Below are 13,155 nucleotides of genomic sequence, written 5' to 3' on the forward strand. Positions count from 1 at the left end.
CCGGTACCGGTTTGCCCAGGTAGCATACCGTCGCACCGCTCGATTTACACGGTTAACTCAGATGAATTGTTGTTTGCCGACGTACGGCCGAAACCCGCAGGAGGAATCGTTGACCAGTCGGGGAATCGACGACGACGGCACTATCGACGATTTGCCGTGGGCTTCGGTATTCGACCCCGCCGCGAACGCGCGGGCGCTCAGCGCGATTCAGGCCGAAGGCTTCCGGGCCGCGAGCCGCATCGTCGACCGCTTCGTCCGCGCGGTGGAGCCGAAAGCGAATGAGGGACCCCCCGACGACGACGGCGCCTCGGCCGGGGACGGGGTGCACGAATTCGAGCGACTGACACGGGCCTGGTGGTCGATGGCGGGACAGTTCCTGCTCCGGTCGCTACCCGCCACCACGAAGAGCGGCAGTGCGTCGGTCAGCCTCGATGTCAGCGATTCCCACCCCCAACGAGGAGTCAATGTCGATGCCGCACTAGGGAAGTCGGCCTCCGCCGAGATCTGGTTGCACAATCGCGGACCCGAGGACCGCGGCGATGTTCGGCTGCATGTCAGCGATCTGCTCAGCCACGACGGCAACGTAATCTCCGCCGCGGCAGTGCGACTCGATGCCGAGATCGTCGCGATGCCCGCGCGCTCGAGCCGGGGCATCGAGCTCACGGTCGAGGTCGCGCCCGATGCCCGGCCGGGCGTTTACCGGGGCACGCTGCTGGCCAGTGGCAACCCCGACCTGTGGCTGCCGGTGACGCTCACCGTTCGTCTGCCGAGCACGTGACCAGCACTGCGGACCGCGCCGCGCTGGTGGGTGTGGTCGACGAGCGTTTGCGCGATGTCGCGAAACTGGTCCGTCGGTCGATGCTCGACGCGATGCCCGATGGCGAGCCGAGCCAGTGGCTCTATGCGCCGATGCGTGAATACCCGTCGCGGCCGGGCAAGGCGCTCCGGCCCGCGCTCTGCCTGTCCGCGGGGCGCGCATTCGGTGCCGAAGCGAACGAGCTGTTGGGCCTGGCCGTCGCAATCGAGCTGCTGCACAACGCATTTCTGGTACATGACGACATTGCTGACGGCAGCGAGATGCGGCGCGGCAGACCGACTCTGGCCGCCTCGCACGGCATGGCAGCCGCATTGAACGCCGGCGACGCGCTGGCGGTGGTCGCCGGACAGGTACTCCGCAGGTCCACCCGGCGGCTGGATCGTGATCTCGCCGACCTGGTGTGGGCCGAATTCGACACCATGGCGATGCGCACGCTCGAGGGGCAGGCGACCGAGGTGGGCTGGCAGCTCGACAATGTCGAGGAGCTGCAGCCCGATGACTACCTGCACCTGATCATGCACAAGACGTGCTGGTACACCACGATTCATCCGCTGCGGGTCGGCGCCATCGTCGGCTCCGGTGGGACGGCCGACCTCGGGCCGTTGGTGCGGTTCGGATTCCACTTCGGCGCCGCGTTCCAGATCCGCGACGATCTGCTGAACCTGGTCGGTGACGAACAGCTCTACGGCAAAGAGATTCTGGGCGATCTGTACGAGGGCAAACGAACGCTGCCGCTGGTGCACCTCGCGTCGACGGCGCGCGGTAGCGACCGCGACCTGGTGCGGGATTACCTGCACCGCAGCCGACCCGAGCGATCGCCCGAACTGGTCGGCACGATTCGTCGGCTGATGGACGACTACGGCAGCATCACCTTCACCAGCGAGTACGCCGAGGGCATTCTGCTGGTCGCCGAGGAGTACTTCGAAGATGCGTTCGCTGACGCCGAGCCGGGACCGGACCTGGACTTCCTGCGGGCACTCGTGCCCTACGTCTGGGCCCGCTGGCGCTGACGACAAGCAGTTAGGGTGTTCGCCGTGGCCGAGACCGCGCCGTTGCATGTGCAACTGATCGCCAAGACCGACTTCGTCGCCCCGCCCGACGTCGACTGGACCACCGACGCCGACGGCGGCGAGGCGCTGACCGAGTTCGCCGGCCGGGCCTGCTACCAGAGCTGGTCAAAGCCCAACCCCAAAACCGCGACCAATGCGAGTTATCTGCGGCACATCATCGACGTCGGGCATTTCTCGGTACTCGAGCACGCCAGCGTGTCGGTCTACATCAGCGGCGTCTCACGATCGTGCACCCACGAGGTGATCCGGCACCGCCACTTCTCCTATTCGCAACTGTCGCAGCGCTACGTGCCGGAAAGCGACTCGCAAATCGTGGTGCCGCCGGGCATGGAGGACGACGACGAGTTGCGGCGCATCCTCACCGACGCCGCCGACGCCAGCCGCGCCACCTACGCCGACCTGCTGGACAGGCTCGAAGCCAAGTTCGCCGACCAACCGAATGCGGTACTGCGCCGCAAGCAGGCCCGTCAGGCCGCGCGCGCGGTGCTACCGAACGCCACCGAGACCCGCATCGTCGTCACCGGCAACTACCGCGCCTGGCGGCATTTCATCGCGATGCGGGCCAGCGAACAAGCCGACATCGAGATCCGTCGGCTGGCGATCGCCTGTCTGCGGCTGCTGGTGGACGCCGCGCCGGCGGTGTTCGGCGACTTCGAGATCGCCCGGCTGTCCGACGGCACCGAGGTGGCGACAAGTCCGCTGGCCACCGAGGCCTGAGCAACTCGAGGGCTGAGCAACTCCAGGCCTGAGCAATGGGCGCCTGCACCGGCAAATCGGTTTGGTACCGCCAGGTAACCTTGGGGCCGTGAGCACCGGCGGATTCGACGTTTACGCACGCTTGGGCACGCTGCTGACCGCCATGGTGACTCCCTTCGCCCCCGACGGCTCCCTGGACCTTCCGGCCGCGGCCCGACTGGCGACTCACCTGGTCGACTCAGGTTGCGACGGTCTGGTCGTATCCGGGACGACCGGCGAATCGCCCACCACGACCGACGCCGAAAAGCTCGCGCTGCTGCGGGCCGTCCTCGAAGCCGTCGGCGACCGGGCTCGCGTGATCGCCGGCGCGGGCAGCTACGACACCGCGCACAGCGTCCACCTGGCCAAGGCCAGCGCCGCGGAGGGTGCGCACGGTCTGCTGGTCGTCACGCCCTACTACTCGCGCCCGCCGCAGGCCGGCCTGTTGGCGCACTTCACCGCGGTCGCCGACGCGACGCCATTGCCCGTGCTGCTCTACGACATTCCGCCGCGCTCGGTGGTGCCGATCGAGTACGACACCCTGCGCGCGCTGGCCGAGCATCCCAACATCGTCGGCGTCAAAGACGCCAAGGGTGACCTGCACGCCGGCACCCAGTTGATGGCCGAGTCCGGACTGGCTTACTACTCCGGTGACGATGCGCTGAACCTGCCGTGGCTGGCGATGGGCGCCACCGGCTTCATCAGCGTGATTTCTCACCTGGCTCCCGGTCAACTACGAGACCTGTTGACCGCCTTCGCATCTGGCGACCACGCCACCGCCCGCAAGATCAACGTGGCGGTCGCCCCACTGTCCAACGCGATGAGCCGGCTCGGCGGCGTCACGCTGTCCAAGGCGGGACTCCGCCTGCAGGGCATCGAGGTCGGCGATCCGCGCCTGCCGCAAGTGGCCGCGACTCCCGAACAGATCGACGCACTGGCTGCCGACATGCGCGCGGCCTCGGTGCTCAGGTAGTTCGCAGGTGGAACTCGACCTTCAACCGCCCGGCCCGCTGGCCAAGGGTGGTCTGCGGGTGACCGCGCTCGGCGGGATCAGCGAAATCGGGCGCAACATGACCGTTTTCGAGCACCTGAACCGCTTGCTCATCGTCGACTGCGGGGTGATGTTTCCCACCCACGACGAGCCCGGCGTCGACCTGATCCTGCCCGACATCCGGCACATCGAGCACCGCCTCGACGATGTCGAGGCGCTGGTGCTCACCCATGCACACGAGGACCACATCGGCGCAATTCCGTTCCTGCTCAAGCTTCGTCCCGACATTCCGGTGGTCGGCTCGAAGTTCACCCTGGCGCTGGTCGCCGCGAAATGCCGTGAGCACCGGGTCAAACCGGTGTTCGTCGAAGTGGCCGAGGGCATGCGCACCACCCACGGCGTTTTCGAGTGCGAGTTCTTCGCGGTCAACCACTCGATCCCGGACGCGCTGGCCATTGCAATCCGCTCGGGCGCCGGGACGGTGCTGCACACCGGCGACATCAAACTCGACCAACTGCCGCTCGACGGACGGCCCACCGACCTGCCGGGCATGTCCCGGCTGGGCGACTCGGGCGTGGACCTGTTCCTGTGCGATTCCACCAACGCCGAGATTCCCGGCGTCGGGCCGTCGGAGAGCGAGATCGGTCCGTCGCTGCATCGACTGATTCGCGGCGCGGAGGGACGCGTCATCGTCGCGTGCTTCGCCTCCAATGTCGATCGGGTGCAACAGATTATCGACGCCGCGGTGGCGCTGGGCCGACGCGTCTCGTTCGTGGGCCGCTCGATGGTCCGCAACATGGGCATCGCACGGGACCTCGGCTACCTGCACGTGGACGAGTCGGACATCGTCGACATCGGCGCCGCCGAGCTGATGGCGCCCGAGCAGGTGGTGCTGATCACCACCGGCACGCAGGGCGAGCCCATGGCGGCGCTGTCACGGATGTCGCGCGGCGAGCACCGCAGCATCACGCTGACCGACGGCGACCTGATCATCCTGTCGTCTTCGTTGATCCCGGGCAACGAGGAGGCCGTGTACGGCGTCATCGACGAATTGGCCAAGATCGGCGCCCGAGTCGTCACCAACCAGCAAGCCCGCGTACACGTTTCAGGGCACGCCTACTCCGGCGAATTGCTGTTCCTCTACAACGGGATTCGCCCACGCAACGTCATGCCGGTGCACGGGACATGGCGCATGCTGCGGGCGAACGCCAAGCTCGCAGCCAGCACCGGAGTCTCCGAAGAGTCGATTGTGTTGGCGGAGAACGGTGTCAGCGTCGACCTGGTCGGCGGCGCGGTCAGCATCGCCGGCGCGGTACCGGTCGGCAAGATGTTCGTCGACGGGCTGATCACCGGCGACGTCGGCGACAGCACGCTCGGCGAGCGGCTCATCCTGTCCTCGGGCTTCGTCGCGGTGACCGTCGTGATGCGGCGCGAGACCGGCAGGCCCGCGGGCCCGCCGCATTTGCATTCGCGGGGCTTCTCCGAAGATCCCAAGGCCCTCGAGCCCGCGGTCCGCAAAGTCGAGGCGGAACTGGAATCGCTTGTCGCACAGAACGTCACCGATTCGGCTCGGATCGCCCAGGCGGTGCGGCGGACCGTCGGCAAATGGGTGGGGGAGACCTACCGACGGCAGCCGATGATCGTGCCGACGGTCATCGAAATCTGACCTCGGCGTCGATCAGGCCCATCGCTTCGATGATGTGGTCGAACAACATTCCGACGAACGCGGCCAATTGGCTGCGGCCGAGGATGAGCTGCTGACGCAGCGGCGGTGCGGTGGTGAAATCGCCGCCGGCCATCTGATCGAGCAACGCGATCCCGCCGGTGTACTGCCGGCGAAGTTCGGCGACCCGCTGGCGCAGCGAACCCACGACGTGAAGTCCGCCGGGGGCGACGTTCAACACCGACAGCAACCGATCGACGTAGATGATCACGCGGTGCTCGTCCGGGCCGTCTTGCGGACCGAGATCCAAACGGCGCGTGGCGGCGTCGAGAACGGCCGCCTGATGGGGTGACAGGTAGCGGTACGAGGGTTCGGAAAGAGCCCCCGGCGATATGCCCGGTAGCGGGACAGCTTCGTTGCTGGCCACGTGTTGAGTATCAACCCGCCACCGGTCGCGACGTGGGAACGCCCATGTCACGGCGTGTCGGGACGCATCGGGCTTACGTCTTCTCGGCATAGGCCGTCCATTCGATCGGCGAGACGGTGAGGCGGCGGCCGGTCGGTTCGACGTAGCGCTGCGCGATCAGGTCCGGCCCGGCCTGCTCACGGAGTTGCCAACCGAAGCCGGCCAGAAACGTCGCGACTTCCTGCGGCGGCAGACCGAAGTGCCATAGTTGCTGCCGCTGGACGAATCTGCGGTATAGAGCATCTCCACCGTAGCGGTTCACGCCTTCGATGAAATCTCTTCGTACGTAGGTGAACACGAGTCGGCTGCCCGCCGGCGCCGACCGCAGGCTGGACAGTGTGCTGTGCACGGCCTCGGCGCTGAGGTACTGCGTCACGGCCTCCCAGACGAACATCGTCCGGCTCTCCCGGCGATAGCCGTTCTCCGTCAGCGCGGCCACGATGTCGTCGCGTTCGAAGTCAAACGGCACCAACCGAACCGAGCGGGCCGGTGCGCCGAGCGCCCGGTGCACCGCCGCGTCCTTGCGCGCGATCGTGACGGGCAGGTCCACCTCGAAGATCGGGACGTCGGTGACCCGCGCCATTCGGTATGCGAGCGTGTCGAATCCGGCACCCAGCACCGCCACGGCATCGATGTCGGCGAGCGAGGCGGCGACCGTGTCGGCGATGTAGCGCTTGCGGCCGAGGATGCCGGCGAACAGCCCTGGCGCTTCCCGTTCCATCGCGGCATGAGTCAGCCGCTGCAGCAGCGTCGACGACGGCGAGCTGACCAGCCACCGCAGGGGCGCGGGCAGAAAGCGGGCCACCAGGTCGTCGTCCAGTAAGCGCCGTTCCGGCGGCTCACCCTGCTCGACGGCGACGAGCAGCATCGGCCCGAAAGCCGTGTGCGCCGAAGGATTACGGGCCATGGCACTACTTGTTCAAGAAGCCCGCATCGACCGGCAAGGTCACACCCGTGATGTAGCGGGCCTGGTCGGAAACCAGCCAGGCCACCGCATTGGCGATGTCTTCCGGTTGCAGAACCTCGACCGGCAACGCGTTGCCCATCGCCCCGGGGGTATCCGACGCGGCAGCCATTTTCGCGAGCCACTCGCGGGTGAACTCGTTGTTGATCATCGGTGTCTCGACTCCGGTCGGATGCAACGAATTGACCCGGATATTCTGTGAAGCAAGCAGATTGGCGTACACGCGCATCAGTCCGACCACACCGTGTTTGGCAGCCGCGTAGCCCACCGATCCCGCGTCCGGGCTGCCGACGCCGGCCAGGCCGGCGGCCGAGCTGATCAGCACGATCGATCCGCCGGTGCCCTGCTTGACCATCGTCGGTATCGATGCCTTGATCGTGTTGTAGACGCCTGTGAGGTTGACGTCTATGACGTCGATCCAACCGTCGTCGCCGGATGCCATCGGGGCGATGCCCGCATTGGCCACCACGATGTCGAGCCGACCGAGTTCGTCGACACCCGCGCGCACCGCCTCCGACAGCGATTCGCGGTCGCGGACGTCGGCCTCCCGGGCCACGATCCGGGCGCCGGTGTCTTCGACGAGTTTGACGGTGGCGGCAAGGTCCTCGGAGCTAGCAAGCGGATACTTGACGCTGCCGATCGGTGCGCAGATGTCGATGGCGATGACATCGGCGCCATCGGCGGCAAGGCGCACCGCATGCGCGCGACCCTGCCCGCGCGCGGCGCCGGTGACGAAGGCGACCTTTCCGTCCAGGGGCCGGCTCATCAGTGCCGCAGGATCCCTTGCTCCGGCGAGCCCGCCGGAACGGGCTGCAGCATCTTGATGTCGGGGGCGCCGGCCAGGTGCTCACCGGCCGCGGCGAACATCTTGCCGACCGCGGGGGCGGTGCTGTGGGTCTTGAGCGCGTCCTCGTCGGCCCACTGCTCGACGAAGACGAAGGTCTCGCCGGACTGGTGCAGCGAGTACAGCTGGCAGCCGGGTTCGGCGTGCACTTCCTCGACCGACTTGGTGAGGATGTCGCGGACGGTGTCGACCGATTCGGGTTTGACGGTCAGGGTGGCGACGACGACAACGGGCATTCGGGTCTCCTGCAGGCTTCTGAGCAGTGGGTTGTTACGTGACGGATGTCACCCTACCCAGCCATTTCGGCCGCTGAAACGGCGGTTGGATGGTCACGCTCTAGTAACGGGTGTGGCGGATGGTGCAGATGGTGTTTTTGCGATTAGGCTTGCCGGTATGGCTAGCAAGACTGTCGCGCGGTCCGGGGCTCGAACGAGCAGGTCAAAGGCGGCGCCGCGGGGCGGTTCACGATCCACGCAGGCCCGAAAGAAGCCGGCCCGCCGCCCCGCCGCGGCCCCTCGTCGCCCGGCTCGGCGCCGCAACCACGGGCTGGTCGCCAGCACGGGCCTGACCGCCGGCCGTGCGGTCCGCGCGACATGGCTGATGTTGGCCAAGGGAACCGGTAGCACCGCGCGGTCGATGGGCCGGGCGCGCGAGATCGACCCGGGCCACCGTCGCGACGGCATCGCCCTGGCGCTGCTGGGTGTCGCGGTCGTGGTTGCCGCCGGATCGTGGTTTCACGCGGCCCGCCCGGTCGGCGCGTGGGTCGACGCGGCGGTGCGGATGTTCATCGGCTCGGCGGTCGGGGTGTTGCCGATCGTCCTCGCCGGGCTCGCGCTGCTGCTGATGCGGACCGAGCCCAATCCCGAGGCCCGTCCGCGGCTGGTGCTCGGCGCCGCGATGGTCGCGCTGCCGGCGCTCGGACTGTGGCACTTGTGGGCCGGCTCGCCGGACAACCCGGTCGGGCGTGCGCACGCCGCCGGCTTCGTCGGCTTCGCCATCGGCGGGCCGCTCTCCGAGGGTCTGACGCCGTGGATCTGCGCCCCGCTGCTGTTCATCGGCGCACTGTTCGGCCTGTTGCTGTTGACGGGCACCACGATTCGCGAGGTCCCCGAGACGCTGCGAAACATGTTCGGCACCCGGATGTTCGGCTACCACGATGGTGACGACGAGTACTACGACGACGATTTCGTCGACAGTGATGTCGCAGAAGACTTTTCCGACGGCTACTACGACGACGCCGCGGGTTACGACGAGGACGCGGCGGCCCAGGCGTGGCCGTCGAGCGACCAGCCGGTCGCGGCCGACGAGAGCCCGACGGTGCCGGAGCCCGCCGCAGCGCGCGGCCGGAAGAAGGAGCCGAAAGCCGCTGCGAAGCAGGACACTTTGGTGCTCGACCGCGTCGTCGAGGGGCCGTACGTATTGCCGCCGCTGAATCTTTTGGTGGCCGGCGATCCACCGAAGAAGCGCAGCGCGGCCAACGATCAGATGGCCGACTCGATCTCCTCGGTGCTGCAGCAGTTCAAGGTCGACGCGGCCGTCACGGGTTGCACCCGCGGGCCGACCGTCACGCGCTACGAGGTCGAACTCGGCCCCGGCGTCAAGGTCGAGAAGATCACCGCGCTGCAGAAGAACATCGCCTACGCGGTGGCCACCGAAAGCGTCCGGATGCTCGCGCCGATCCCGGGGAAGTCCGCCGTGGGCATCGAGGTCCCCAACACCGACCGCGAAATGGTCCGGCTGGCAGACGTTCTCACCGCGCCGTCGACCCGTCGCGATCACCATCCGCTGGTGATCGGGCTCGGCAAGGACATCGAAGGCGACTTCATCTCGGCCAACCTGGCCAAGATGCCGCACCTGCTGGTCGCCGGTTCGACCGGCTCAGGTAAGTCCAGCTTCGTCAACTCGATGCTGGTGTCGCTGCTGGCCCGGGCCACCCCGGAAGAGGTCAGGATGATCCTGATCGACCCGAAGATGGTGGAACTGACCCCGTACGAGGGCATTCCGCACCTCATCACGCCGATCATCACGGAGCCGAAGAAGGCCGCGGCGGCGCTGGCGTGGCTGGTCGAAGAGATGGAGCAGCGCTACCAGGACATGCAGGCGTCCCGGGTGCGGCACATCGACGACTTCAACGCGAAGGTGCGCAGCGGTGAGATCACCGCGCCGCTGGGCAGCCAACGCGTGTACCGGCCCTACCCGTACGTTCTCGCGATCGTCGACGAGCTGGCCGACCTGATGATGACCGCCCCGCGCGACGTCGAGGACGCGATCGTCCGCATCACCCAAAAGGCCCGTGCCGCAGGCATTCACCTGGTGCTGGCCACCCAGCGCCCGTCGGTCGACGTGGTGACCGGATTGATCAAGACCAACGTGCCGTCCCGCCTGTCGTTCGCGACCTCGTCGTTGACGGACAGCCGCGTCATCCTCGACCAGGCCGGCGCGGAGAAGCTGATCGGCATGGGCGACGGGCTGTTTCTCCCGATGGGTGCGGGCAAGCCGCTGCGGCTACAGGGCGCCTACATCTCCGACGAGGAGATCCACGCCGTCGTCAGCGCCTGCAAGGACCAGGCCGAGCCGGAGTACACCGAGGGCGTCACCGCGGCCAAGCCCTCTGGCGAGCGCAAGGACGTCGACCCCGACATCGGCGACGACATGGACGTGTTCCTGCAGGCCGTCGAGCTGGTGGTGTCGTCTCAGTTCGGCTCGACGTCGATGCTGCAGCGCAAGCTGCGGGTCGGGTTCGCCAAGGCGGGCCGCTTGATGGACCTCATGGAGACTCGCGACATCGTCGGCCCCAGTGAGGGTTCCAAGGCACGCGACGTGCTGGTCAAGCCCGAGGACCTGGCCGGCACCCTGATGCTGATTCGCGGCGGGTCGAACGCCGACGGCTCCGACGCGGACGGCGACGACTAGGCGGCGCTCCACCGACCAGGGCCTTATTGCTCGCTCACTGTGGCATGTACCACACTGGCCGAGCTCGACTGAGTGCGAGTAACTCTGTCGCACAACGCGATTCGTCTCCACGTGCATCGTCCGTGGCGAAAGCGGGTCGTTTGTCGGTCTTGTCGAGCGGGAACCGCTTATTAATGTCGTTTGTTGTCCGCCATGCCCGGTGTCGCTGATGGCTGCGGACGACTCTGACGGCGGTCGGCGGAAGCGCCTCAGCCCCTTGGCTTTTGGCTTGGTCGATCGGATTCGTAGCAGGGCCAGAGCGGAACCGGCGGCAACGAAAAGCCAGCTGACCGGCACTGTGCTCGCGATAGCGCTCGTGGCGGCGATCTCGGGAATGCTCTACGGCTACGACACCGGCGTGATTTCTTGGGCGTTGTTGCAGCTCACCCAGGACTTCGGCATCGGCCAAGTCTGGAAACAAGTGATCGCCGCCAGCATCTTGCTGGGTGCGGTCATCGGGGCGCTGGTCTGTAGCCGGCTGTGTGAGGAGCGGGGACGCCGCGGCACGCTGCTGATGCTCGCCGGTGTATTCGGTGTCGGCTCGCTCTGGTGCGCGGCCGCGCCCGATCCCCTCTGGTTGTCGATAGGGCGGTTGGTGCTGGGCTTCGCGGTGGGTGGCGCGACGCAGACCGCCCCGATGTACGTCGCCGAGGTGTCGCCGCCCGCTTACCGAGGGCGACTGGTCCTCTGCTTCCAAATCGCAATCGGGGCGGGAGTTTTGGCGGCCACCGTCGTCGGAGCGTCCGAATCGATGTCGTGGCGGGGACCTATCGGACTCGCCTGTATCCCGGCCGCGATCATGTTGCGGTTGCTGATCCGACTCCCCGAGAGTCCACGCTGGTTGGTCAAGAACGACGATCGAGACGCTGCGCGATCCGTCCTGGAGCGCGTCCGCCCCGACGGCTACGACGTGGAAGCCGAGCTCGACGAGGCGGCCGAACTCGCGCGCGTCGAACGTACGGCGGGCCGCCATGGCTGGGCCGCCCTGCGCGACCCATGGGTGCGTCCGGCCTTGGTCCTAGGGTGCGGGGTTGCGTTGTTCACCCAGCTCAGCGGAATCGAGATGATCATTTACTACTCGCCTACGATCTTGACCAACGACGGGGTGTACGCGGCGGTGGCTCTGCGGGTCTCGGTCGCGCTGGGTGCGACTTACCTGATCGCCCAGCTGGTCGGGTTGGCGTTCGTTGACAGAGTGGGCCGGCGCCGACTCACGCTCATCATGGTGCCCGGTGCTGCTCTGAGCCTGTTTGCCCTGGGTGCGCTCTTCATCGTCAGCGACAGCGGTCGCGACGTGACGCCGTACATCATTGCGTGCCTGATCGCGTTCATGGTCTTCAACGGTGGCGGCCTGCAGTTGATGGGATGGCTGACCGGGTCGGAGGTCTACCCCTTGGCCGTGCGGCCCGCGGCCACGGCGGCGCAGTCGGCCACGCTGTGGGCGACAAATCTTTTCCTCACGCTGACCATGTTGTCTCTCATCAACGCGATCGGTCCGGGTCCGGCGATGTGGCTCTACGCACTGTTCAACGCGGCGGCGTGGATCTTCGTGTTCCTCCGAATGCCTGACTTCACCGGGCGGACCCTCGAGGAGATCGAGAGCAAACTGGCAGCAGGACACTTCCGGCCGTCGGATTTCGCGCGCTGACGAACCAGCAACCAGTTCAGCACTTCTCGTAGATATGCGACATCTCGATTTCCAGGGGTAGCCGGCGGTGGCCCGCATCGTGGCGTTCGCAACCGCCGACGATGACTTCGACGGGCCCGTCGCCGGTCCGCAGCGTCAACTGCACAGGGTGGTCGAATTGTCGAGCCAGATCGGCGACCGAGAACGCCGTCGTGCGGGCGTCCGGCCCACTGGGCAGACCGGCGTCGATCTGTGTCTCCGCCTGACTGTGCTCGACGGATATCTGGGTCGAGCCGCTCGCGTCGGTGCGCAGTCCCACGACGTCGGTGATCTGCCGCCAGAGCGCCATGTCCCGGTCACTGGGCGGGTTGGGCTTGGAGGTGTATTCCTGGGGCCGGTAGCTCTGCTCGGTCACCACCATGACCCGCCAGGTCGCGACCGACAAGGCGGGGTCGCTGTGCTGCAGAGCGGTCGCCGACGCGCTCGTCGCATCGGGTTTGAGCGTGATTTCGATGTCGCGGCTCGTCGCGGGTCCACCCCACGCCGGCTGGGTGAGGCTCGCGTACTCGGCGATCGGAGAGCGGACCGCGCGCAGCCACGCGGCGGTGCTCGCGCCGACATCTGAGCCGGTGAGATCCATTGGCGGGGAGGCATTGTCGCCGAGCTTGAAGGTCGCCTGTGAATAGTCAGGGAGATAGCTGCTTTTCACTCGCGGCGTTGCGGGATAGTTCAGGTCGAGCTCGACCCGGTGGCTGCCGAGATGATGCCGCTGCATCTGGTCGACGAAGCCGCTGCCGACGGACGCGGCTTGCTGCTCGCTGACGTGCGCGTCGAGGCGCACCGTCAGGCGAAAGTTCTGGCCGTTCTCGAAATCCGACAAGTAATGCATGTCGGTGCCCGCCACACCGGGCATCGCCTTGATCGACTGATCCACCCGGTCCGCATCGTCCCGGTGGTCCGAGAGACAGGCCGCCGTTGGCCAGAGCACCAACGCGGCCAGCCCGACTACAGCGGACCTATGCACCG

Annotated in this window: 12 protein-coding genes; 7 read left to right on the forward strand and 5 right to left on the reverse strand. The window is 67.1% G+C overall.

From position 1 onward, the window contains the following. Positions 1 to 109: 109 nt before the first annotated feature. The 5 genes from PT015_RS02430 to PT015_RS02450 all read left to right on the forward strand — a co-directional run bounded on the left by PT015_RS02430 (position 110) and on the right by PT015_RS02450 (position 5,279). Positions 110 to 778 carry a hypothetical protein gene (locus PT015_RS02430; protein WP_285188543.1) on the forward strand — a complete coding sequence of 223 codons (669 nt, stop codon included), beginning with the start codon at positions 110 to 112 and terminating at the stop codon, positions 776 to 778. Beyond that, positions 775 to 1,827, forward strand: coding sequence for a polyprenyl synthetase family protein (locus PT015_RS02435; RefSeq protein WP_285188544.1), 1,053 nt, complete (start codon positions 775 to 777; stop codon positions 1,825 to 1,827). The genes PT015_RS02430 and PT015_RS02435 overlap by 4 nt, the downstream gene beginning before the upstream one ends. Before the next feature lie 24 nt (positions 1,828 to 1,851). Continuing rightward, the gene (gene thyX, locus PT015_RS02440) at positions 1,852 to 2,604 is read left to right on the forward strand and encodes an FAD-dependent thymidylate synthase (protein WP_285188545.1); all 753 of its coding nucleotides are present in this window, start codon (positions 1,852 to 1,854) and stop codon (positions 2,602 to 2,604) included. 88 nt (positions 2,605 to 2,692) lie between these two features. Then, positions 2,693 to 3,595 (forward strand): 4-hydroxy-tetrahydrodipicolinate synthase, encoded by a 903-nt coding sequence (dapA, locus tag PT015_RS02445; protein WP_285188546.1) that lies wholly within the window; start codon positions 2,693 to 2,695, stop codon positions 3,593 to 3,595. A gap of 7 nt (positions 3,596 to 3,602) precedes the next feature. Next, positions 3,603 to 5,279 (forward strand): ribonuclease J, encoded by a 1,677-nt coding sequence (locus PT015_RS02450; protein ID WP_285188547.1) that lies wholly within the window; start codon positions 3,603 to 3,605, stop codon positions 5,277 to 5,279. Here the strand turns inward: PT015_RS02450 and PT015_RS02455 are convergent. The 4 genes from PT015_RS02455 to PT015_RS02470 all read right to left on the reverse strand — a co-directional run bounded on the left by PT015_RS02455 (position 5,266) and on the right by PT015_RS02470 (position 7,786). After that, positions 5,266 to 5,703 carry a hypothetical protein gene (locus PT015_RS02455; protein ID WP_285188548.1) on the reverse strand — a complete coding sequence of 146 codons (438 nt, stop codon included), beginning with the start codon at positions 5,701 to 5,703 and terminating at the stop codon, positions 5,266 to 5,268. The two genes, PT015_RS02450 and PT015_RS02455, sit on opposite strands and share 14 nt — an antisense overlap. 73 nt (positions 5,704 to 5,776) lie before the next feature. After that, positions 5,777 to 6,649 (reverse strand): SAM-dependent methyltransferase, encoded by an 873-nt coding sequence (locus PT015_RS02460; RefSeq protein ID WP_285188549.1) that lies wholly within the window; start codon positions 6,647 to 6,649, stop codon positions 5,777 to 5,779. Between the two features lie 4 nt (positions 6,650 to 6,653). Beyond that, complete coding sequence (locus tag PT015_RS02465; RefSeq protein WP_285190889.1) at positions 6,654 to 7,475, reverse strand: mycofactocin-coupled SDR family oxidoreductase; 822 nt, start codon at positions 7,473 to 7,475, stop codon at positions 6,654 to 6,656. Continuing rightward, positions 7,472 to 7,786: a putative quinol monooxygenase gene (locus PT015_RS02470; protein WP_285188550.1), complete on the reverse strand. Its 315-nt coding sequence runs from the start codon at positions 7,784 to 7,786 to the stop codon at positions 7,472 to 7,474. Before PT015_RS02470 ends, PT015_RS02465 begins: the two co-directional genes overlap by 4 nt. A gap of 157 nt (positions 7,787 to 7,943) precedes the next feature. Between PT015_RS02470 and PT015_RS02475 the strand changes: the two genes are divergently transcribed. Together PT015_RS02475 and PT015_RS02480 are read left to right on the forward strand one after the other, a co-directional pair. Then, positions 7,944 to 10,463, forward strand: a complete 2,520-nt coding sequence (locus tag PT015_RS02475; protein WP_285188551.1) for a DNA translocase FtsK — start codon at positions 7,944 to 7,946, stop codon at positions 10,461 to 10,463. 208 nt (positions 10,464 to 10,671) lie between these two features. After that, on the forward strand, positions 10,672 to 12,150 hold the full coding sequence (locus PT015_RS02480) for a sugar porter family MFS transporter (protein WP_285188552.1): 1,479 nt from the start codon (positions 10,672 to 10,674) through the stop codon (positions 12,148 to 12,150). A 16-nt stretch (positions 12,151 to 12,166) separates the two neighbouring features. Here the strand turns inward: PT015_RS02480 and PT015_RS02485 are convergent, their stop codons facing one another. After that, positions 12,167 to 13,063 carry a hypothetical protein gene (locus PT015_RS02485; protein ID WP_285188553.1) on the reverse strand — a complete coding sequence of 299 codons (897 nt, stop codon included), beginning with the start codon at positions 13,061 to 13,063 and terminating at the stop codon, positions 12,167 to 12,169. Positions 13,064 to 13,155 lie beyond the last annotated feature (92 nt).

It is taken from the genome of Candidatus Mycobacterium wuenschmannii (assembly GCF_030252325.1).
Taxonomy (GTDB): domain Bacteria; phylum Actinomycetota; class Actinomycetes; order Mycobacteriales; family Mycobacteriaceae; genus Mycobacterium; species Mycobacterium wuenschmannii.